The sequence below is a fragment of the Vibrio chagasii genome, from assembly GCA_041879415.1.
Classification (GTDB): domain Bacteria; phylum Pseudomonadota; class Gammaproteobacteria; order Enterobacterales; family Vibrionaceae; genus Vibrio.
Genome location: CP090852.1, coordinates 434,550 through 456,830 on the forward strand (window position 1 = coordinate 434,550; position 22,281 = coordinate 456,830).

At 42.7% G+C, this 22,281-nt stretch carries 17 protein-coding genes; 10 read left to right on the forward strand and 7 right to left on the reverse strand.

From position 1 onward, the window contains the following. Positions 1-227 precede the first annotated feature (227 nt). From L0991_15955 to L0991_15970, 4 genes are all read left to right on the forward strand, one after another. The gene (locus L0991_15955) at positions 228-1,598 is read left to right on the forward strand and encodes an endonuclease/exonuclease/phosphatase family protein (GenBank protein XGB65032.1); all 1,371 of its coding nucleotides are present in this window, start codon (positions 228-230) and stop codon (positions 1,596-1,598) included. Positions 1,599-1,788: 190 nt separating this feature from the next. Further along, on the forward strand, positions 1,789-2,079 hold the full coding sequence (locus tag L0991_15960; protein ID XGB65033.1) for an antibiotic biosynthesis monooxygenase: 291 nt from the start codon (positions 1,789-1,791) through the stop codon (positions 2,077-2,079). A gap of 278 nt (positions 2,080-2,357) precedes the next feature. Continuing rightward, complete coding sequence (locus tag L0991_15965; protein ID XGB65034.1) at positions 2,358-3,254, forward strand: hypothetical protein; 897 nt, start codon at positions 2,358-2,360, stop codon at positions 3,252-3,254. Positions 3,255-3,431: 177 nt separating this feature from the next. Further along, entirely contained in the window at positions 3,432-4,172 is a 741-nt protein-coding gene (locus L0991_15970) for a DUF481 domain-containing protein (GenBank protein ID XGB65461.1), read from the forward strand. 110 nt (positions 4,173-4,282) lie between these two features. Here the strand turns inward: L0991_15970 and L0991_15975 are convergent, their stop codons facing one another. The 4 genes from L0991_15975 to L0991_15990 form a co-directional block, all read right to left on the reverse strand. Further along, positions 4,283-7,360 carry an efflux RND transporter permease subunit gene (locus L0991_15975; protein XGB65035.1) on the reverse strand — a complete coding sequence of 1,026 codons (3,078 nt, stop codon included), beginning with the start codon at positions 7,358-7,360 and terminating at the stop codon, positions 4,283-4,285. Further along, positions 7,347-8,618: an efflux RND transporter periplasmic adaptor subunit gene (locus L0991_15980; GenBank protein ID XGB65036.1), complete on the reverse strand. Its 1,272-nt coding sequence runs from the start codon at positions 8,616-8,618 to the stop codon at positions 7,347-7,349. The genes L0991_15975 and L0991_15980 overlap by 14 nt, the downstream gene beginning before the upstream one ends. 191 nt (positions 8,619-8,809) lie before the next feature. Beyond that, on the reverse strand, positions 8,810-10,003 hold the full coding sequence (locus L0991_15985; protein ID XGB65037.1) for an outer membrane protein transport protein: 1,194 nt from the start codon (positions 10,001-10,003) through the stop codon (positions 8,810-8,812). Then, positions 9,993-12,182, reverse strand: coding sequence for a lipase (locus tag L0991_15990; GenBank protein ID XGB65038.1), 2,190 nt, complete (start codon positions 12,180-12,182; stop codon positions 9,993-9,995). The genes L0991_15985 and L0991_15990 overlap by 11 nt, the downstream gene beginning before the upstream one ends. A gap of 395 nt (positions 12,183-12,577) precedes the next feature. Between L0991_15990 and L0991_15995 the strand changes: the two genes are divergently transcribed. The 3 genes from L0991_15995 to dcuC all read left to right on the forward strand — a co-directional run bounded on the left by L0991_15995 (position 12,578) and on the right by dcuC (position 15,572). After that, complete coding sequence (locus L0991_15995; GenBank protein XGB65039.1) at positions 12,578-13,282, forward strand: winged helix-turn-helix domain-containing protein; 705 nt, start codon at positions 12,578-12,580, stop codon at positions 13,280-13,282. Next, on the forward strand, positions 13,275-13,781 hold the full coding sequence (locus tag L0991_16000) for a hypothetical protein (GenBank protein XGB65040.1): 507 nt from the start codon (positions 13,275-13,277) through the stop codon (positions 13,779-13,781). Before L0991_15995 ends, L0991_16000 begins: the two co-directional genes overlap by 8 nt. A 423-nt stretch (positions 13,782-14,204) precedes the next feature. Continuing rightward, a complete protein-coding gene (gene dcuC / locus L0991_16005) occupies positions 14,205-15,572 on the forward strand; it encodes an anaerobic C4-dicarboxylate transporter DcuC (protein XGB65041.1) in 1,368 nt (455 codons plus the stop codon). 91 nt (positions 15,573-15,663) lie between these two features. On the opposite strand, the gene L0991_16010 is transcribed toward dcuC, so the two are convergent. From L0991_16010 to narQ, 3 genes are all read right to left on the reverse strand, one after another. Beyond that, positions 15,664-16,179 (reverse strand): porin family protein, encoded by a 516-nt coding sequence (locus L0991_16010; protein ID XGB65042.1) that lies wholly within the window; start codon positions 16,177-16,179, stop codon positions 15,664-15,666. 202 nt (positions 16,180-16,381) lie between these two features. Then, positions 16,382-17,014 carry a response regulator gene (locus L0991_16015; protein ID XGB65043.1) on the reverse strand — a complete coding sequence of 211 codons (633 nt, stop codon included), beginning with the start codon at positions 17,012-17,014 and terminating at the stop codon, positions 16,382-16,384. Then, positions 17,001-18,731, reverse strand: a complete 1,731-nt coding sequence (narQ, locus tag L0991_16020; protein ID XGB65044.1) for a nitrate/nitrite two-component system sensor histidine kinase NarQ — start codon at positions 18,729-18,731, stop codon at positions 17,001-17,003. The genes L0991_16015 and narQ overlap by 14 nt, the downstream gene beginning before the upstream one ends. 253 nt (positions 18,732-18,984) lie before the next feature. Here narQ and napF point away from each other — a divergent pair, with 253 nt between their 5' ends. The 3 genes from napF to napA are packed head-to-tail and all read left to right on the forward strand — an operon-like array spanning position 18,985 to position 22,278. Continuing rightward, on the forward strand, positions 18,985-19,464 hold the full coding sequence (napF, locus tag L0991_16025; GenBank protein ID XGB65045.1) for a ferredoxin-type protein NapF: 480 nt from the start codon (positions 18,985-18,987) through the stop codon (positions 19,462-19,464). A 22-nt stretch (positions 19,465-19,486) separates the two neighbouring features. Further along, positions 19,487-19,792 carry a chaperone NapD gene (locus tag L0991_16030; protein ID XGB65046.1) on the forward strand — a complete coding sequence of 102 codons (306 nt, stop codon included), beginning with the start codon at positions 19,487-19,489 and terminating at the stop codon, positions 19,790-19,792. Beyond that, complete coding sequence (napA, locus tag L0991_16035) at positions 19,789-22,278, forward strand: periplasmic nitrate reductase subunit alpha (protein ID XGB65047.1); 2,490 nt, start codon at positions 19,789-19,791, stop codon at positions 22,276-22,278. The genes L0991_16030 and napA overlap by 4 nt, the downstream gene beginning before the upstream one ends. Positions 22,279-22,281 lie beyond the last annotated feature (3 nt).

Here is a 22,281-nt window from a genome sequence, read left to right on the forward strand (position 1 = left end):
AGGCCCTCATGCGAAGCGTGAGGGCTTTTTTAATTTACAGGTCTAATTAAATATCTGAATTTAAAGCTTTTCTTTAAATCATAAACACTGGTTCCATTTGTCACATTTTTGATGCAATACCATGTATTATCGCGCCACTTCGCGTGATCATTGTCACTTACAACTTAACCCTCGTCTCATACCATGCGCGTCCAAAAATTCTTTCAAGCAACTAGCGGATCCATTTTATGAAATTGTTAAAAACATCTATCGCGTTTGCCATCTCTTCTGCGCTTTTGATTGGTTGCAGCAGCGATACCGATTACGTTCAACCTGAAGAAGTAAAGATCGCTACTTATAACCTGTCTTTTGATCGTGCCACCTTCCAAGATCTTGTAACGGAAATGCAGATTGAACCAAGCGCTCAAGCAGTACTTGTATCTGACTATCTGAACAATACAATTAGTGCGGCTGACAAAGAGACGGCGGCAAAAGTAATTCAAATCCGCAACGTAGCAGCCGTGATTCAAAAGAATCGACCTGATGTTCTGATGATGGCCGAATTTAACAATGACGGTACTGGAACGGACAAATCAGCACTAGAAGGCTTCCAGAAAAACTACCTTTCTATTGCTCAAAGCCTTGACGGTGCGGGCGGTGACGCGAACCTAGAGCCAATTTCATACCCTTACTTTGAAAGTTACTCTACCAACACGGGCTTATTGAATGAATTTGGCTTTGACCTAGACAACGACGGCAACGCGGGCACATTACCAGGAGATGCGTGGGGCTTTGGCTTATATCACGGCCAATACGCTTTTGCTTTGATGTCTAAATATGAAATCGACACGGCAAACACTCGCACATTCCAAAAATTCAAATGGAAGGACCTAGAAGGCTCAGCGATCCCTACCATCACTGTATGTGATGACCCAAGTGAATTTCCAACAGGCATGACATGTGGTGATGAGTGGTACACAACAGAAGAATGGTCAGAAGTTCGTTTGTCTTCAAAGAATCATGTCGATGCTCCTATTCTAATTCCAACTAAAAATGGTACTGAGACCGTTCACTTACTGATGTCTCACCCTACTCCTCCTGCTTTTGATGTGGGTAAGAACATCGAGCAAAACGCAGCGGAAGTCGATTTCTGGCACCAATACATCCAAAACAAATCGTACATCTATGATGATTCTGGAAAAACTGGTGGATTAGAGAAAGGCAAACACTTTGTTATGATGGGTGACCAAAACCTAGATCCTGTTGATGGCGATGGCATAAGCTCTGTTATGCAAAGCTTGCACAACGACTCATTAGTTAATCAAAAAGTCACCAACGGCAGTCTATACCCTACTAGTTATGGTGCAGCTGAACATGCGGTCGATAATTCATTGCCTCACCCACAGCCAAACCGTATCACTTCGACATTTGGTCTTGCGGTTGATTACGCATTGCCTTCAGCAACACTTAACATCGTTGACTCTGGTGTTTATTGGGCCGCTTCTTATGAAGAAGGGCGTAAGCTATTCAATGACTCACGAATTGGTGATTATGGTAACGGCAAGGACGTATCCTCTGATCACCGAATGATATGGGTAAAGGCTGATTTCAGTAATTAGTTCTTTTACTTTTAAGATGCCCGACTTATTGTCGGGCATTTTTATGGGCGTAACTCACCAATAGTCTAGTCATCGCCAAAAAGATTATGGACACCAATAACCATAGTCATTGGATGCCTCGATTCTTTTTCTTTGATTCATAGATACTTATATTATCCGGACCAATAGATTTATTGCCCAGGAATTCACAATGACTACGCTAACCATTATTGCGACAATCGTCTGTAAAGAAGAGAAGATTGAGTTTGTAAAATCAGAGATGATCAAACTAATCGATAAAACCCGCGCTGAAGAAGGCTGTATCAACTACGACCTCCATCAAGACAACAGCAACCCGGCGCACTTTGTGTTTCATGAAAATTGGGAGTCAGAGGCTCTGCTTGAAAAGCACCTAGAAAGCCAGCATATCGCAGACTACGTTGCGGCGACTGAGGGATGTATCGAGTCATTTGTTATCAATCGAATGACACACATAGCCTGATACGCGGTTTACTACTGATTCATCAACAAGCCCTACTCTTAAAGCAGGGCTTCATTTTTTCTGGTGAGTTTAACTTTTTCGAGTAGATTCAGCACCTTCCTCTCTGCACTGTCTTTCACTTGTCGCCTTCAAAAACGAACCTCACTACAGACAAATATTCCTAAACTGATATCAAGCAACCTCACGAAAGATCAATCACATTCATTTAAATACTGTTCGCGACCTTTGACCATAAAATGAGCGGCAAATGACAAAAATAACCGTCGACAGGAATGTAGATGAATACCAAACAACTTGAGGACGCGGTCAGTGAAGTGGCCATGTTCAATCAACACCTGCACTTAATCCAATCTGTTCATACCATTCCGACGCCAAAAGTGAATTGGGAGTCGATGGCTATGGAGCCCGCACCTGCAATGCCAACTGTTCGCTTCGACCACAAAGTCAAAGCTATGGAAGCGCTCGATGATTACAAACCTAATTGGTTGGATATGTTATTGGGGAATAAATCAAAGCTGCATGCTCTTACTAAGAACGTTGAACGCGCTGCAGAACAAGATATTGAAGATTACAAAACTGAGTTTGTGCATTGGGTACAGAACTACAGTTACTGGGCAAAGAAGAACCAGCTTTCAAAGGGTGTTCTGAATAACGATAGCGAAGCCAAACTGACCGCTCTTTCAGAAGCACAACAGAATCCTATCAACGCCTCGGTAGTCGACACAAAACTTATCAACCATAACTTTAATACTTACAAAAATGGTCACCTGTTAGAAATCAATATTCAGGTGAATAAGGATAATGTCATCCCTAAAGAGAGAAAAGTGCTGTGCCAAGGTGAGGTAAAACTAGAAAGCCTACCCATACCTGAAAGTAATACCCTATATCGAGAATATGTGTGTAGCTGTGTTCTTAAATGTGCTCAGGACTCTTTCAATGTATTGCCTGAATCAAGTGTCGTGATCAATGTTGAACAGGTTTCAGCGGGTCAATCCAATGAAACTATTCTATCGTGTCATATTGAAAAAGGGTTACTCGAGTTCTTATTAATTGAAGATGACAAGCCCTCAGAGATACTCGAATTCTTCGTACACCTAGAAGATTTTAATCCTCATCGAGGAGACGGTTTCTCAGCAATTCAAACCATCTTCTCTCCTTTGCCTATCGCGTCGTAATTCACTCGAATTTCCGATTTACTCTCTGACAACTCACATGGCTAACACATTGTTAGCTGTGTGAGACCACGAATAAACTTACTAGCTATGTCGACTTACTCTATTTCAACAACAAAACACCCTTCAACTAATACAACTCTAGGTAGGCGTTGTTTCAACACCTTACCTTTGGTCGCTTTGGTTTTATCGGTACAAGTATTCGCAGAAGAGACCGAACTTGTCGATGAGCCTGTACTCAATGAAGAACAAGAAGACGAATCCCCTTTCACGACGTTAACTAAGTTGGGGTTTATATACTCTCAGAACACCAGTTCATCCTTGTCTATCAATTCCGGGATATCCGTAGGCTACAAAAAGGAAAATTGGGGACAACGGGTTCAGTTCGATACCTATTACACGGATGCTGAAAATGATGAAGATGGAACGAATCGCTATACCACTAACTATGGGATTAGCTATGACTTGAATGACGTCACCTATTTAGTTGCCACGACACGTTTTGAGCACGATCACTATGGCACCTATCGTAAGCAGTTCATTACCGCTACTGGGCTTGGTCGCCATTTCTACGATACCGAAAGAATCAAGCTTCAAGCGTCTGCGGGTCCGGGTTATCGAATCAGTAAACGCCAACCTTCTGATGAAGAGTTTCCAAACAAAGAGAACTACGAACTTATTGCTAATGCTAGTATCGACGGCTCCTTAACGCTCACTGAAACGTTTTCTATGGGTGCTACGGCTAACATGGCCTATGGTGAAGAAAACACGAACTACAACCTTAAAGGCTATCTAAAGAACATTCTGATGGGTAACTTAGCGCTCACCTTCGATACTGAATACATCTATAACACCACTGTTGCCTCAGACCAAAGCAATAGCGAGATCTATAGTTCAATGAATCTAAACTACGATTTCTAACCATACTGTTTGCTCTGCCCCCTAATATCGCAACTCCGGATAACAAAAGGCCCTCACAATGAGGGCCTTAATGCATCTAAAAGCGATTAACTTCTATCTCTGATATACCATTACGCTGTTTTTGACCTCAAGCGTGCTAGCACATCCATCTGCTTTAAGTTTGCCATCCCAACATACGCGACAGGTACCAAAAACAGTGAGAAGAAAGTTCCGACCGTTAAGCCGCCCACCAATACTAAACCGATGTTGATACGACCGAGAGAACCAGGCCCATCGGCCAAGGCTAAAGGTAACGAGCCTAGGATCATCGTCAACGACGTCATTAAGATAGGACGCAATCTTGAACGTGCACTGCTGATCGCGGCTTCTTTTGCACTTGCGCCTGATTTACGTTTCTCATTGGCGAATTCCACCAATAGGATGCCGTGTTTCGTCACAAGGCCCACCAGCGTCAGTAAACCGATCTTCGAGTAGATGTTTAGGCTTTGACCAAACACCGATAACGTCAAAATCGCACCAACAATACACAAGGGAACGGTCAGCAAAATGATCATCGGGTCGACAAAACTTTCAAACTGCGCTGCCAAAATCAAGAAGATGAAAACCAACGCCAGTACGAATAGCACCTGCGCACCAGCTGTAGAATCCACAAGGTCTTTAACAATACCATTGAATTCGTAGCTCTGTGCTGGTTTCAATATACTTGGCACCGTGTCGTCGATATATGCTTTTACATCACTTGCGGTATATCCCGGCATAAGATCAGCGGTAATTTCTGCACTGTCTTGTCCCATGAAAGTCTTAAAGTTCGATTCCGATGTTACTTGCTTGATGGAAACAAACTGAGATAGAGGAAGCCTTTGTCCCGATTGAGAATCCACATACAATTTATCCAAAACTTTGAAATCACCAAGATCCTTCAGATTCACTTGTACTTGGATTGGGTATGTATAGCCATCATCCGCTTGTAAATCGGCAGCTTTCACTGAGCCCAAGAAAGTCGACAGCGCGTTGGTAACATTGCCGTAATCCACCCCAGACAACACAATCGCATTGCGGTCAATCGATAAGTCATAGCGCAGCTGGTCGCGTAACATTGAGTTTTTAACGTTAGTGACACCCTCATAATCCTCAAGAGCCTCTACCACTTTGCTCGCTGTTTCAGACAAAGCACCGGTATCACGATTCACAGTTGTAAGCTCAAGAATCATGTTGGTCGCAATATTCAAGTTATCTGCTGAGCGAACCTTGAAAGACATACCATAAGCCGAAACTGAACTTTGCGCTTTAGCAATAAACTCATTCACTAATTCATCTGCAGACTGCTCACGCTCTCCCCATGGTTTTAGTAGAACGTGATTGGTCGGTGTGCCTTCAATGTAAGACAGGTTCGCTTCAACTGAATCATCGCCTTTAAATACACTGTTTAACTGTTCATTGTTATCAAGGTGATATTGACGACCAACACCCGTTGGTGGTGTTGAGGTAACCTCCACAAAACCGGTATCTTCTGTTGGCAACAGAACTTGAGGCATCTTCCAAACGGCCAATGCAGACAACGCAATTAGCATTAAAGCGATACCGCTCATTAGTGCTTTACGATCAAACCACTTACCGAGCTCTTTAGTGTATCGGTCAGACAGTACATTGAGCTTCGCATCGACTTTTTGATACCACTTTGCAGGCGTCGAGACAGGCTTCATCAAGTAAGCGCTCATCATTGGTGAGAGCGTTAACGCGACAAACCCTGAAATGATAACAGCAGCTGCAAGTGTGAAAGCAAATTGCCTGAACAGATCGGCGGTCAGGCCAGCCATCAAGCCGATTGGCAAATAAACAACGGCCAAAGTCAATGTCATCGCAATTACTGGGAAGACGATCTCTCGACACCCTTTAATCGCAGCGTTGAATGGAGTTTCACCCTCTTCGATATGACGATAACAGTTTTCCGCAACAACAATCGCATCATCAACCACCAGGCCAATCGCCAGAATGATCGCCAAGATTGTCAGGACATTGATACTAAACCCGAGTAAATGCATCACCGCAAATACACCAATCACACACACAGGAATGGTAATGATCGGAATAGAAGCAACGCGAACAGAGCCAAGGAAGAGAACAACAACGGCGGAAACAAGGACAATAGCCTCGACCAAAGTCATAAAGCCTTCATCAATAGCCGCTTTGATAAAGTCAGCTTGGTTATAAACCATTTTCATCTCGATGCCTTCAGGCAATTGAGGCTGAATTAGGTCGATTTGCTTTTTAACTTTATTAGCAACCGTTACTGGGTTTTCGCTTTTAAGAGGCAAGACCTGAATCGACATCGCTAAGTTGTCGTCAACACGAAGAATACTTGGCGTTAGGCTTTCTTCTCCCATTTTGACTTCAGCGATATCGCCAATACGAATGATTTTTCCATTATCGACACGTACCACTAAGTCTCGGACATCATCAACGCTGGTCACTTGATTAACCGGGTTAATAGAGAAATCTCGAACCTGACCTTTGATGGTACCCGCGGTAAATGTCGCATTGTAAGAACTCAGCGTACCCACTACATCAGAAGCACTCATGTTGAGCGCCATCATGCGATCAGGTTGAAGCCATACCCTCACCGCTTTTTGGCTACCACCGTATGGCCCCCAAATACCACCTACTCCCTGAATATGTTTAAACTGAGGTACAACTTGTTGGCTAATGTAGTCGTACATATCTTGTTTAGACATTTTGCCAGTGTTCACAAACGTGATGATATTACTTGGCATACTGGTGTCTGATGAGTCGTCGGTGACCGTTGGTTTATCGGTCATGCTCGGCGGGAAATCACCAATGGCTTCAACACTACTGCGAAGATTGTTCATCAGACTTGTGTATTCAACGTCATCGACATCATCTTCGAAGATGATTTTTAAATTACAGGTGCCTTCCTGACAATCCGTAGTCATAGTCTTCACGCTATCAAGGCCTGTAGCAGCAGTAATTAATTTGTCCGCAACATTGCGCGACATAAATTCTGCACTCGCACCATTAATCGCAGCCGTTACTGTTGCTGAAGGTGTTTTGTGTTCAGGGAAATACTGAATGGATAGCTTCTGAAATGACAACATGCCAAGTAGTACGATGGCAATGCTCAACACAGAAGCAAAAACAGGATGCTTAATACAAATCTCAGGAAGCTTCATTCGTGCTCTCCTTCGTTATCGCTTCCTTGCTGTTTGGTTGACCGTTTTGCTCAGCAGTCACCTTAGTGTTGCTGGCTGCGCTTGGCTCTTCTTTTGAATCTTTTGAGCCATCAGTCCAATCAACCGTCGGCTCTACAGGGTATTGCTCATCAAGTAGTGTTTCAGTGGTTTGTTCAACCGGTTCAGTTACCTTTTGAGGCATAAACTCTACTGTTTTTTGCTCGACATTCGGGTTCATAACCTTAACTAAAGAGGCTTTCTTTAGGTTTTGCTGGCCCGTAACTACTACGTTATCACCTAGCTGCAACCCTTTTTCGACAACGACATATCCATCATTAGTATTTACACCGAGCTCAACGATTCGTTGTTCAATGTTGTTTCCATTTACTACCCAAACAAAACGCTCTGCATCTTTGGCTTGGACTGCGTTTTGAGAAACGACCATTTTCGTTGAGTCTTCACTGGTCATTTGGCTAACCTTGGCAAACATGCCCGGAACCAAGCGATGCTCTGGATTGGTCACGTGCGCGTGAACCTCTACTCGACCTGAGCTTTCATCAACAGCAGGAGCAATGTAGTCTACGACGCCAGAGAAAGCCTCATCAGTAAATGCATCAACTTGGATCGATACATTCTGTCCTAGCTTTGCATTACCTAGGTCCGATTGCCCAATTGAATACTGGACTTCAACTGGATCAAGCTTGATCAAACTAACCAAGGCCGTTGAACTATCAATTTTGCTACCCACTGAGTGGTTAAAGTTCGTTAGCTGGCCATCAAAAGGCGCTACCAATAGGTAATCATTCATTAGTGCTTCTTTCTGACGGAAGTCAGCGGCCGCAAGATTCGCTTGTTCTTTTAGCTCTTCAACATCTTGCTGAGACATTGAATCAGGTTGCTTTTTCAGTAGCTCTTGTACTCGCTTTAATTTCGATTTTGCTAGCGCTAACGAGCTTCTAGCTTTATCTAAATCAGCTTTCGCTTTGGTGTTATCTAGTTGAGCAATCAGCTCACCTTTCTTGACCGAATCTCCATCTTTGAAATGGATTTCGAGAATTTTATCGGAAGCGCTAAAGGTCAATGCAGCAGAATCTGTTGCTCTAATTTTGCCAACTTCGTTGATTGAAGAAGTGAATGCTTGTTTGTGAGCCTTTTCAATGGTCACTGGAATCAGGGGCGAATTTTCGGCAAATGTGGGAGTGATATGTAAGGCAAACAGAGCCAAACAGATTGTTTTACTAAGCTTTGTAAATTTCATTTTTAATAACCATAACCGTCAAATTCATCTGAATTAAACGTTTTCTAAGCAGCTATTTTTTACTTAATGAGCTTCCAGCTATTTAAATAATGCTAAAACAGCTAATAATAAGAATTGGGCTCAACTCACTGTCGAGCCCAGCAATGTTTATATGATTCCTAAAGTTTTCGTTCTAAACTCCAAAGTAAAAGTTAAAAACGATGTTGATATTGAACACCAAGTAAAACAGCGTCAGCGCTCACATCTGCAGTTATATTGGAACTCGTTCCTGGAATCGTCGTCAGGCTTTCGTCAATATTTTGTGATTCTCCGATAATAAAACCGATACCTACATCCACAGAGTTGTCTTCAGTGAAGTGATATGTTCCGCCAACAGTCACCCAGTGGCGGTTTACATCAGGTATCGATAAAGAGGTTAACTCGTCGGTTGGAGAGATGTCGTACATGTAACCCGCTCGTAGCACGACGTCTTTCGACATTGTGTAAGTACCACCCACCGAGACATGCCCTGCATCCTTCCATTGGTACTCTTTAATCGAATCGTCATAGGAGTCTGAAGTCAGTGAATCAAACTCAGACCAATTCACCCATTGCAGGCTGTAATGGAATGCCCATTGCTCGTTAAGTTGATGCCAACCAGAAAACTCTAGAGTATCTGGTAGTGGCACATTCATCTTGTCAGCAGGAACTCCACCTTTTGTAATTTCCCCTTCAACTTCGATATCCGGGCTATATCGATAAGTAATACCAAACCTGTTGTTTTCATTAACTTGGTAAGTAGCACCAACATTAGCGCCCAATCCAAAGCCATCAGCATCAACGTCCAGCAGGTTTTTTCTATGGATTTCGCCTTCCCCGTAGATGACATCTAGCCCTGCACCTAAATTGATCTTCTCAGAGAGCTCATAAGCGACAGCAAAGCCGACATTGATACTTGAGAGTGCCGTTTTTCCACCAAACTCATCTGCTTCGAACGAATCATCAAACTCAACATCAGTACCGAAGTTAGAATGAACAGTGGCACCTAAGGTAAATTTAGAGCCTTGAATCGGATGAACATAGTGAAGGTTTGGAACTAATGTTCCCGCATCGAGGGATTGATCATCGAGTGTTTCTGTATCACCTCTCATAGGCGTGTAACTCACATTAGAAACATCGATACCACTATCAATATAAACAGCACCTACAGACAACATAGGTTGGTCGATATATGCCATTGCAGCGCTGTTTTTAGCAACAATCGCGGCACTGTCGGCCATTACAGCGTCACCAGCAAACGCGCGACCTAAACCCGTTGCAGACTGCGCGTTAAGTTGGAATCCAGCCGCGTTGGTCAAGCACGGGACAAGAGCAGCTGCAGTGCCCAATAAAAGTTTATTCTTCATTTTGAGGCACCTCTGTTTCGATATGATCTTCGTTATTGATGACAACGACTGCGCCGTCACTCATTACCATTGAAGCAACCGCAACTTGCTGTGTGTCGACAGCTTCAAGCACATCCGACATATTGTCGCCTGGCATACCCGGTAGTCCATTTTCATCAACAGGACCTTCATAAGGAAACAAATAAGTTCCATGTCCGCCGGTGGTTGTTCTTACCGCTCCGCGCTTTTGTACTGTATTTTCCGATGTACCTGTAATTGGATCTAAACCAAGCGCAGTAATCAGCGGCTCAGTACCTGTCCGAATATTGTCTGGAGCTGTGTTTGGAATAACGCTATCCGGAACATAATCAACTCCTACGTCACAGGTCTCACCGCAATCTCCAACCGCAGCTAACAAAAGAGTTGGTTGTTGTGCTTCAATTTGACGAGAGATGAAACTCGCTGGGTCAGCACTATCAATCGTTGTTTGAACACCCTGCTTAAGATCGGTGACCACTAAGCTGAAAATGTCATCCTCTAACTGGCTTACAAGTAATGCGTTGTCTGTTGAAAGTGCGACAAACTCGCGTAGAGCTTCAATACACTCTTGATTCGTTGCATCCGTAGTACAGATATCGGGGATGACCGTTTCAGCAATACCGCGCTGCACATCTGGGGATTTCTTAACCCCTTCAGACATCTCTGGACCTAAAGTTTGAGATGACAGAACCAGATTAGTGAGCCCTTGGCCTGGGACAACAAAGTTCACCGTGTTAAATTCAAAATTTGAATTAGTATCCGAGTGAAAATCAGGGCTTGTTTGGCTAAACTCACTCACCATCACCGACATAATTCCACCCAGTGATTGTCCGATTAAATGAACGTTATCGTTGTCAACCCAACCTTCTTGGCTCAGCGCATAGCGTAAACCCAGAAAATCTGAAACCGACTGTTGGAGGTTAGAACGAAGCGCTAAAGGAGAATCAATATTGATGAAGAACGCCTTGTTCGCTCGAGCACTTATTTCTACTTGTTCCGGACTTGAGTCATGACGCACTCTTTCCCCGTGATACGGCATATCAATAGCAACAACGGCATAACCTTTTTTCGTGTATTCCGCAGCCATCAGAGATGCTGTACTGCGCTCAGCGGTAACACCGTGAATAAAAATAGCGACCGGTAACTCTATAAAGCTATTCCAGTTGAACTCTTTCGGTACGTATATGTCTGTTGTTATCTCGAGAGCTTCTGTTAGTTTGGGGATTGGATTGGCAGCCGTAGGGAAACCACCGTCAGTATTAGTGATCCATTCATAAAGTGGTGGACAATTTTTCTTCGGATCAAATTCATCGACGATACATTCCGCTTCCCTTTCTTTTGTAAAAGGTAAGTAAGACGGAATTTTTAGCACCTTTGTATATAGATTGTACCCGCGCTTTTCCTCTTGAATTTCAGGTGGGGCGCTGGAAAAAGAACTTCCGTAAGACAAATGATATCTTTTCATCGCATCTAGCGACGAATAAGAGCTCTGAGTTTTAAATTGAGCGGCGTATACCGGAACGCCCTTCTCTGGATAAAGCGAATAATATGAATCAATAGCGTTTAGAACCTGCTCTTGAATATTTACTTCTTTGTCGCTTTTTAGCGGAACATCTGAATATATCAATTCATCAAAACTAGAGTCTGCTTTCAAAGGTTCATCGAATTCTGTTTTTACACCATCGGTAACAACAATCGAATAAGTCGTCCCTTCATTTAAGCCTGTCTCACATTGAATAATAATATTTGACCCATCAGCAGATATTTGAGTTTCAACCTCAACACCTGTAGAAGCATCAATTAACGCAACATTTCCTTCCAGCGTTTCATTATTCAATGGAAAACGCTTATCAGAATTAATGCTTTGCAGAGGGATTAAAATAGGCTCTGCACAAAGCCCCCAGCCATCTAGAGCTGCGTACGAGTTATTGTAATCCTGATAATAGGCGTCATTCTTCGATGACATTACCACAGCATGTTCACCGACGCCGGTAATGGTTCCGTCGTCGTCATACCCATATCCATCGTTAGGTTTTGGTAGTTCATTAATGTTGTAAGGCACTAATACTGAAACGGGCTCTTGAGTCGAGTCTTCAGACTGACAGCCGAGTAAGGCGAGTGTAATTAGTCCACATAAAAGTGGCTTATTGAATTCTTTCAAAACAGCTCCTTCGTAGCTTTAGCATTAAACTGGTGCGGTCATGCGATTTATCATTATTAGAGTTGCCATTTGAGTCAGAGATAGACTCGATTTGTTGCAGAGAGCAGGCAACACGAAGTTGGAATGACACATTGATAGAACTACGTAAGAAATTTGAGCACTTAACCCACACCCACTAAATCAGCGTCACGTGCTAATGATCCAATAGCTGCTAATACCAAGCACCTTAAACCACATTAAACAACCTCAAAAAGGTATATAAGGAAATCTAATTCAGGAGATAAGATTATAAAATTCAGTAATTTAAACCTCAAAGACAACAAATTCAGCAAGTTTATATTTGTAACGGTATTTGTTATATTTAGGTTAGAACGCTTATAACAATGAGAACCCAAATGTCTGCTGAATTTATTATCAATGATGATATACAGGTCAATTTAGAAGAGAGTGAAATCCATCACTTTAAGACAGGACGTACATACCCTATTGGTTCTAATGAATCAGAGCTCCTTAAATTTTTCATCTCAAAACCTAACGAGGTGATCACACGACAAGTCCTGATTGAACAAGTTTGGGTGTCTAAAGGTATTTACGTTGAAGATGGAAGCCTGATGCAAACCATCTCAATCTGTAGGAAAGCACTAGAAGATAAGAGTGGAATGATCATTGTCACTGAACGTGGCAAAGGATATCGATTTGCAGGTCAAGTGACGCAAGATAAAGAAGGGGCACTTCGTAAGATTCAAGCGCAAGCAAAGCAAGATTCGCAACAATCATTAGAGACGACTCCGCAAGAAGAAACGATACAAGAAACCACTACTCCTGCGAAAAAGAGCAGTAACATGCTGACATTGGTTGGGGTATTTTCTGTGGTAGCCTTGTTATCCCACTATCTATTTTCTTACTTAGATAGAAATACCTTAGCTGAAAGCTTAACAGGGGAACACTTTATCTCTTGTAAAATAGAAACGGACGAGTTCACATTTAAAGAACTCTATAATGTAACCCTTTACGAATATAAGGGACGCAAGATCATCATCGATAATTCAGGAAAATCTTTGAGCTTCCCTAGCGAATTTAAAGGAGTTACTTGTGAATAAAGATAAGCAGATATTCGTTATAGTTGCGCTATTGGGTATTTTAGTCGGATGGCTAACAACATTAATTCCTCAAACACACCTTAAAGGACATTATTTAGCCAACACGGCATCGGTGGTCAATCCGCCCGATAAAATCATTTACAATCAGGCTTCGGTTAATATCGAATTTAAAAAGAATAACAGTTACGAGCTGCTTTATGTTTCTACTAAAGAAGCGGGCTTTACTTCATCAGGTACGTACACCGTTACTCAACATGATATTTCGTTAGACGAGACTCAACACGAGCAGATCATGCCTAATAGAGAACTCACGTTTTACGAAAAGGTGATGATCAGTGAAGGTTCTGTGCTCTCATCGGATGCTATGACTTATATTCCATTAAACGATGAAGAACTCTTGCTTGTCACTCAGCGTGGCATGATACATTTCTGCAAGAAAGTAATGTGTGCTGATCTGCCAGCCTATTCTAATTCGGAGCCTGAGTTGAACATCAATTAGATATCATCACCTCTAACTAAACAATTCTTGTAGCCCCCTCCTATTACTGACGTTGAATTTTCTTCAATCAACTCGACGTCAGTACATCAAAATACTCATTTACGGTGCCAAAAACACACCTTTCTAATCAATTACCTAGCACAACTTGTAAATCCAAACACTTTATAAATTCCAACCGTCATATGCAACCACACTACACAAAAGTGATCCAAGTTATATTCTAGCGAACGATAAAATTCGTTTATTAACATCTAAACAACAGTAGTTATTCATGATTTACAACCAGAATTAACATCGAAAAAAATGTTTGTCTTAGATCATATCAACCTCAACTATGCCTCGTGCCACAGTGCAGTTTTCTGTACATTCATTGTCATATTCTGAAACAGTTTCTTATATTTTTTAAACTTTGTGGAGATTTCTATGTTAGAACTCTTGATCGGATTAGTGATTACCATCGCTGTAGGTTACTTTATTGTAAAAGGCTATAAAGCAGCCGGTGTTTTATTAACTGCTGGCCTTGCTCTTCTTCTTATTACTGGCCTTATTGGTCACACAGTCTTACCAGCTAAGATCGCTTCAACAGGTAACATGGTTACCGACTCATTAGAATTCGTTAAGTACATGCTTCAATACCGTGGCGGCGGCCTAGGTATGCAGATCATGCTTCTATGTGGTTTCGCTTCTTACATGACTCACATTGGCGCAAACAATGTTGTAGTGAAACAGTTTTCTAAACCACTATCTGTTATCAAATCTCCATACGCACTCCTTGTTGCTGCGTACATCGTTGCATGTTTAATGTCTCTAGCAGTGAGCTCTGCAACTGGCCTTGGCGTGTTGTTGATGGCTACCCTATTCCCAATGATGACTGCGATGGGTATTTCTCGTCCTGCAGCGGTTGCGGTATGTGCGTCACCAGCAGCAATCATTCTTTCTCCAACATCAGGTGACGTGGTTATCGCTGCAGAAAAATCAGGATTAGACCTTGATGTGTTTGCGGTTCAAACGGTACTGCCAGTGTCAATCTGCGCAATCATCGTAATGGCAGCAGCAGCTTTCTTCTGGAACAAATACCTAGATAAGAAAGAGAACACGCCAATGGAAAAAGTGGATGTTTCTGAGATTGAAACAACAGCACCTGCTTTCTATGCGGCTCTTCCGTTCCTACCTATTATCGGTGTTTTCCTATTCAACGGCCGTACTATTCCGGGTCTTAAGTTAGACATCTACACTATCGTAGTGGGTTCAATTTTCGTTGGTGCACTTGTTGATTACGTTGTGAAGAAATTCGACGGTGAAAAGACGCTAGAAGATCTAGATTCTTGTTACCAAGGTATGGCGGACGCATTTAAAGGCGTTGTAATGCTTTTAGTTGCGGCTGGTGTATTTGCTCAAGGCCTGATGTCTATCGGTGCAATCGACAACCTAATCGGTCTTGCTGAAGCGGCTGGTGCTGGCGGCATCGCACTAATGCTTATCCTCACAGGTCTAACGGTGGCTGCGGCCATTGCGACAGGTTCTGGTAACGCACCTTTCTATGCATTCGTTGAGCTTGCGCCTTCACTGGCTGCGAAGATGGGCCTAAACCCAGCTTTCCTAATTATCCCAATGCTTCAAGCATCAAACCTAGGTCGTACCATCTCTCCAGTATCTGGCGTAGTGGTAGCAACTTCAGGCATGGGTAAAATCAGCCCATTTGAAGTAGTAAAACGTACATCTGTACCAGTCGTCTGCGGCCTTATCACTGTTATCTTCGGTACACTTGTTCTAGTACCAATGGCTGTTTAAGCCTTTAATAGTTATACAGATATATAATGCCCAAACAAAAGGCGCTGAACTTAATAAGTTCAGCGCCTTTTTTAGAACTATTAAAATCTAATTAGAATCTGTAACCTAAACCGATGTAAGTTGAGTTCAAGTCATATTCGTCAAGCTCTGAAATCTTATGAATCTTGTAGTCCAACTCTACAAATACGTTAGTACTAGGTATACGGGCAGTCGCACCGATGCCGTAAAAGATCCCACTTTCTGAAGCAGAAGAACCATTCAGATCAACATTATAAAAAGACATACCGACTTTAGGCATAATCACTAACCAATCAGCAGACTCTGGTCGATAACCTACGTTTAAACCTGTATCAAACATGGTTTCTTCTACTGTGTAAGAGTAATAATAGTAACCACCATCATATTCATTAGTCGCGTAATCAAAGGTTACACCGAATCCCCAATTAGCGTTCTTCTTGATTGCTAACCAGTTAAAGCCAAAACCACTTATATCGGAATCTTCACCACCGCTCGAGGCTGTAATTGTTGATTTACCGATAGAAAGATAATGATCAGTTCCATCTTGCAAATCGCTACTCGCAACAGTTGCGAAAGACAACGCACCCATAATTACTGCTAAAATTATTTTATTCATTTGTATACTCGTAAACACCTTTATTGTTTGCGAGCACTTTAACAGAACGGCACCCCATATCAATAATTATTTGGTATGGCAGACCGTTTATTGATATATATCAAAACGCCAAGCAACTTGTGCTTGGCGTTTATATCGTTAGAGGCTTTAAAATTATGTTTTAAAGGAACAAGCCCTACTTCATTTCTCCGTAACGCTCTAGGTAAAGAACGGTTGCTGCTGTACGAGAAGGTACTTGCAGCTTTTTCAGCAAGCTCTTCATATGTACCTTAACTGTCGATTCAGAAATAAACAGATGGTCGGCGATTTGCTTATTACGGTAACCTTTAGCTACTTCTTGCAGGATCTGCATTTCACGTTCCGTTAATTGGTCGAAGATGTCATTGCGGCTACCTGCGTCGTTTAGGTAACGAGCAACCACACTACTGTATGCCTTGTCACCACCGTGTGCTTGCTTAAGGAGTTCGATCAATTCATCAGGTTCAGTGTCTTTCAATAAGTAACCATCAGCACCCGCTTTTACGATCGCTTCTATGTCCGCTGGGCTATCAGATACCGTTAGGATAACGATGTTAGCACTAGAACCGTCAGTACGAAGCGCTTTCAATGTATCTAAGCCGGACATACCCTTCATGTTCAGATCAAGTAAGATCAAATCAGGTTCTTCTTCATGAGCAAGCGCAACAGCTTCTGTACCATTACTTGCTTCAGCAATCACTTCAAATTCGTCTTCAAAGCTCAGTAATTGGCTTATGCCTCTACGCATTAATGGATGATCATCAACCAGCATTACTTTACAAATCGTCAACTTTAACTTCCTTCAAACTTTTATATTTCAATATGACTGTACAGCCTTCACCTTGCGCCGCTTCAATCGTTAAGTCGCCATTCAGTCTTGCCGCACGCTCCTGCATAATGCTCATCCCATAGTGGTTCATTTTCGAACTACTTAAGTCAAAGCCATCTCCGTTATCTTTAACCACGACTAATACTTCACCGTCCTCATCGATACAGCATACATCTATCAAGTCGGCATTGGCGTGTTTTATTGCATTTATTGTTGCTTCACGAATCAATTGAAGCAAGTGAACCTGACTATGCGCATCAAGTTCAATCGATGAAAGATTATTATTAAGTTTAATCTTTGCATCTGTTCTTTCACTGAGCTCTTCAAGCATAGTGCTTAAAGCATCTCCAAAGTTACCCTCTTTGATGGATAACCTAAATGTAGTGAGAAGTTCTCTTAATTGAGTATAGGCTTCTGCTAAACCATTGCCGATTTCCGATGCAATTTGTTCAGATTGCTCACGATGTTGCTGTTCAGGCAGTTTACCGATAACCCGCTTAAGCAACGTCACTTGGATTTTTAAATACGACAGTGATTGGGCTAACGAATCATGGAGCTCTCGGGCAATGGTTGCACGCTCTTCCATAATAATAAGCTGCTCAGCCTTCTTTTGAGCACGATTATAATAGATGGCTCTTGAGAGTAGTTGGATAAAGCTCTCAATCAACGCTTTTGTCGAGTGACCATGATGATAAGAGCAATATAGATAGCCGAGAATGAGCTCGTTATCGTCCAACTTCATTTCAAATTTTTCATAATCTCGGCTTGGATCGTAGCCTTCATCCATAATCAATGGTCGGCCTGAATTGTCTACGATCTCTAATCGCAAAGATTCGATACCCTCTAAGCTTACGAGGTGCTGCAATATCGCTCTAAAGTTTTCAGGTGCTATACGCGTGACTGTCAGCTCTTGTGAGGAGTTATACAGCGCCTGGAGCGATTGGTTAGCATTCTGTAGTTCTATTGTTTTAGCATCGACCACATCTTCTAGGTTTCGATAAAGCACACCCAAGTCTTTCGCCATCGAGTTGAAGGTTTTGGTCAAAATACCCATCTCGTTGTTGCTCGTTACCTTGAGTTCGACCTCGAAGTCACTGTTTTTGATCCTTTGGCTTGCACCAACAAGCGCATGCAGTGGTTTAACAACTTGTTTACGTACGAAATGAACAACAAAAAGAGATATGACGAGGATCCCGCCTAAACCGATACCACCAGCCCATGCCAGTTTTATCAATTTGTCTTCTGAGAACTCTTGCAGTTTAAAAACGAAGCCATCTATTTCTACCACGAAATTTTCAACCAATACGAGATAGTGTTTTCTGTCTTCACTATTCAGTACGCGTTTTAATTCGTGCCAGCGACCAATAATAAGATAGTAGTCTTCTGTGATATCTGTCGGAACATCCCAACTCACAAGCTTAGTCATAGATGGTGAATAAAGGGAGGTTTCAAACTCACGGATGTGTGAATCATAATCAACTGATTCTATTTGAATATCATGGGCTAAACGGTAGCTTTGCATACGCATTGAACCCGCTACGTTAACCGCCTCGGCATCGTTCAAACTTGAAGCCAACGTAAAGATAGCAAAGCCAGTCGTAGCAACCGACAACAACAGTATAGATAGCAGTGATTTCGCTATCGTACTTGTGACAGATGAAACCGGTTTTATAAGCAAGTTGGCCTTCCTATTGATAATTGACTTGTCAGCAAAATCGTATTGTCACACATCAAAAATCATAGCTCCATTCAATATGTGATCACTCGCCTCGTAATTTATTGATCTATGACAATATATGCCCCCAATTAGCCCTTAGGGGGTATTTATACAATTGTTTCTAAAACTACACTACTTATGAGGACAAATTACAAGATATTAATGAAATAATGACCTACAATTACAACATCTTAGCAACATCTATAGGTTACTTGTGGTAGATTTATCAAAACGCCGTATGTTTTCGAGAAAAAAAGTGGATGCAAGCCAAATTCGTTTGCCTTGGATTAACAACCTAGAGCGCTTTGTAGATGACTGTACTCGATGCGGAAAATGTATTGAGAGTTGTGAGACTAAGATAATCATTGTAGGCGACGGTGGATTTCCTACTGTCGATTTCTCAATTGATGAATGTACGTTCTGCTATCAATGTGCAGATGTTTGTCCCGAACCCATTTTTAAGCCAAAGCAAGGAGAGCCTTGGCAAGCTAAAGCACAAATCTCTGATAAGTGCCTAGCACAGCAAAATGTTGAATGCCGAAGCTGTGGTGACATGTGTGAACCTATGGCCATTCAATTTCAACTTAGAGCAGGCAGTGTTGCTCTACCAAAAATCGAGTTAGATGAGTGTAGCGGTTGTGGAGCCTGCGTAGCAGTTTGCCCTACTTCAGCTATTCTTGTGAGTAATGCATAAATAAAAATAACGAGAGCAATTTATGGCACTAAATGAAGTGCATATATCAAGTTTAGTCGTGCATGTGAGCCCAGAGCATCTAAATGAAATCAAAGCAGAGATCGAAAAGTTCGATAATGCCGAGATTTACGGAGATAGCCCTGAAGGCAAAATCATCGTGGTCCTAGAAACCGAGAACCAAGGTTTTGTAACGGACACCATCGAAGCAATAAACAACATTAAGAACGTTTTAGGTACAGCTTTGGTTTATCACCAAATCGAGACTGGACTAGACGAAACGGATTTAGAAACTGGAAGCAACAATTCTCAACTCGAGGGTGAAGTATGAAAATGACAAGACGTGCGTTTGTGAAAGCAAACGCAGCTGCATCAGCGGCAGCCGTTGCAGGTGTAACACTACCAGCAACAGCAACCAACCTGATCGCTAGCTCAGATCAAACAAAAATCACGTGGGATAAAGCGCCTTGTCGTTTTTGTGGTACGGGCTGTTCGGTACTAGTAGGTACTCAAAACGGCAAAGTGGTTGCGACTCAAGGCGACCCTGAAGCACCTGTAAACAAAGGCCTTAACTGTATTAAAGGCTACTTCCTTTCGAAAATCATGTACGGTAAAGACCGTCTTGAGCAACCTCTTCTTCGTATGAAAGATGGTGAGTTCCATAAAGATGGTGATTTCACACCTGTATCATGGGACAAAGCATTCGACGTAATGGCTGAGAAGTGGAAAGCATCTCTTAAGAAGAACGGTCCAACTGGCGTTGGTATGTTCGGTTCTGGCCAATGGACAGTAATGGAAGGCTACGCTGCTGTTAAGATGATGAAAGCGGGTTTCCGTTCAAACAACATCGATCCAAACGCTCGTCACTGTATGGCTTCAGCGGTAGGTGCATTCATGCGTACCTTCGGTATCGATGAGCCAATGGGTTGTTACGATGACTTCGAACACGCAGACGCATTTGTACTGTGGGGTTCAAACATGGCAGAAATGCACCCAGTACTATGGACTCGTATTACAGACCGTCGTCTAAGCCACCCACACGTTCAAGTAAACGTACTGTCTACTTACTACCACCGTTCTTTTGAGCTTGCAGACACTGGTTACATCTTCAACCCTCAGTCTGACCTTGCAATTGCAAACTTCATTGCAAACTACATCATTCAAAACGATGCGGTTAACTGGGACTTCGTAAACAAGCACACGCACTTCAAACAGGCAACAACTGACATCGGTTACGGCCTTCGTGATGACGATCCACTACAGAAAGCAGCAGCAAACCCTAACTCAGGTGCAATGACTGCAATCACTTTCGAAGAGTACAAAGCAGCAGTTGCAGAGTACACAGTAGAGAAAGCATCTGAAATGTCAGGCGTATCTCAAGAGAACCTGATTAAGCTTGCTAAGCAATACGCGGATCCAAACATCAAAGTAATGTCTCTATGGACAATGGGTATGAACCAACATACTCGTGGTGTATGGATGAACAGCCTTGTGTACAACATCCACCTTCTAACAGGTAAGATTTCTACTCCAGGTAACAGCCCATTCTCACTAACTGGCCAACCATCTGCTTGTGGTACAGCTCGTGAAGTAGGTACGTTCTCTCACCGTCTACCAGCAGATATGGTAGTTGCGAACCCTAAACACCGTAAGATTGCAGAAGAAATCTGGAAGCTTCCAGAAGGCACTATCCCACCTAAGCCAGGCAAACACGCTGTTGCTCAAGACCGTGCACTAAAAGACGGTACGATCAACGCTTACTGGGTAATGTGTAACAACAACATGCAAGCTGGTCCAAACATCAACACTGAACGTCTACCTGGTTACCGTAACCCAGACAACTTCATTGTCTGTTCTGACCCGTACCCAACAGCAACAGCGCAAGCCGCTGACCTTATCCTTCCAACAGCAATGTGGATCGAGAAAGAAGGTGCTTACGGTAACGCAGAGCGTCGTACACAAGCTTGGTACCAACAAGTGAAAACTGTAGGTGAAGCGAAGTCTGACCTATGGCAAATCATGGAGTTCTCTAAGCGCTTCACTATCGAAGAAGTTTGGGGCGAAGAGCTTCTAGCTAAAGCACCTGAACTACGTGGCAAAACTATGTACGACGTGCTTTACAGAAACGGCAATGTTGATGCTTTCCCTCTGTCTGAAGCTCAAGAGCTTAACGACGACGCACAAGCACAAGGTTTCTACGTACAGAAAGGCCTATTCGAAGAATACGCAGCCTTCGGTCGCGGCCACGGTCACGATTTAGCACCATACGATCGCTACCACAAAGTTCGTGGTCTACGTTGGCCAGTTGTTGATGGTAAAGAAACTCAATGGCGCTTTAAAGAAGGTTCAGACCCATATGCGAAAGCAGGCTCTGGCTGGGATTTCTATGGCAAACCAGACGGCAAAGCACTGATCATCAATGCTCCGTACGAAGCGCCACCAGAAGTACCAAACGAAGAATACGATATGTGGCTATGTACAGGCCGTGTTCTTGAACACTGGCACACAGGTACTATGACTCGTCGTGTACCAGAGCTTTACAAAGCTGTACCAGATGCACTGTGTTACATGCACCCTGCTGATGCTAAAGCTCGTGGCCTACGTCGCGGTGATGAAGTTCTTATCGAAAACAAACGTGGTGAAGTTCGTGTACGTGTTGAAACTCGCGGCCGTAACCGTCCACCACAAGGCTTGGTATTCGTACCATTCTTTGATGCAAGAATTCTGATCAACAAGTTGATCTTGGATGCAACGGATCCTCTGTCTAAACAGACAGACTACAAGAAGTGTCCAGTTAAGATCACTAAGGTCGCTTAAGAA

What these genes read in the sequence shown, in the direction of transcription:
- L0991_16010 (XGB65042.1), bottom strand. Translation starts at nt 16,179, where the DNA reads ATGGGTGCGTTGTCTTTCGCAACTGTTGCGAGTAGCGATTTGCAAGAT.
- L0991_15960 (XGB65033.1), top strand. Translation starts at nt 1,789, where the DNA reads ATGACTACGCTAACCATTATTGCGACAATCGTCTGTAAAGAAGAGAAG.
- L0991_15955 (XGB65032.1), top strand. Translation starts at nt 228, where the DNA reads ATGAAATTGTTAAAAACATCTATCGCGTTTGCCATCTCTTCTGCGCTT.
- L0991_15985 (XGB65037.1), bottom strand. Translation starts at nt 10,003, where the DNA reads ATGAAGAATAAACTTTTATTGGGCACTGCAGCTGCTCTTGTCCCGTGC.
- napA (XGB65047.1), top strand. Translation starts at nt 19,789, where the DNA reads ATGAAAATGACAAGACGTGCGTTTGTGAAAGCAAACGCAGCTGCATCA.
- dcuC (XGB65041.1), top strand. Translation starts at nt 14,205, where the DNA reads ATGTTAGAACTCTTGATCGGATTAGTGATTACCATCGCTGTAGGTTAC.
- L0991_15995 (XGB65039.1), top strand. Translation starts at nt 12,578, where the DNA reads ATGTCTGCTGAATTTATTATCAATGATGATATACAGGTCAATTTAGAA.
- L0991_15975 (XGB65035.1), bottom strand. Translation starts at nt 7,360, where the DNA reads ATGAAGCTTCCTGAGATTTGTATTAAGCATCCTGTTTTTGCTTCTGTG.
- L0991_15965 (XGB65034.1), top strand. Translation starts at nt 2,358, where the DNA reads ATGAATACCAAACAACTTGAGGACGCGGTCAGTGAAGTGGCCATGTTC.
- L0991_16030 (XGB65046.1), top strand. Translation starts at nt 19,487, where the DNA reads ATGGCACTAAATGAAGTGCATATATCAAGTTTAGTCGTGCATGTGAGC.
- L0991_15980 (XGB65036.1), bottom strand. Translation starts at nt 8,618, where the DNA reads ATGAAATTTACAAAGCTTAGTAAAACAATCTGTTTGGCTCTGTTTGCC.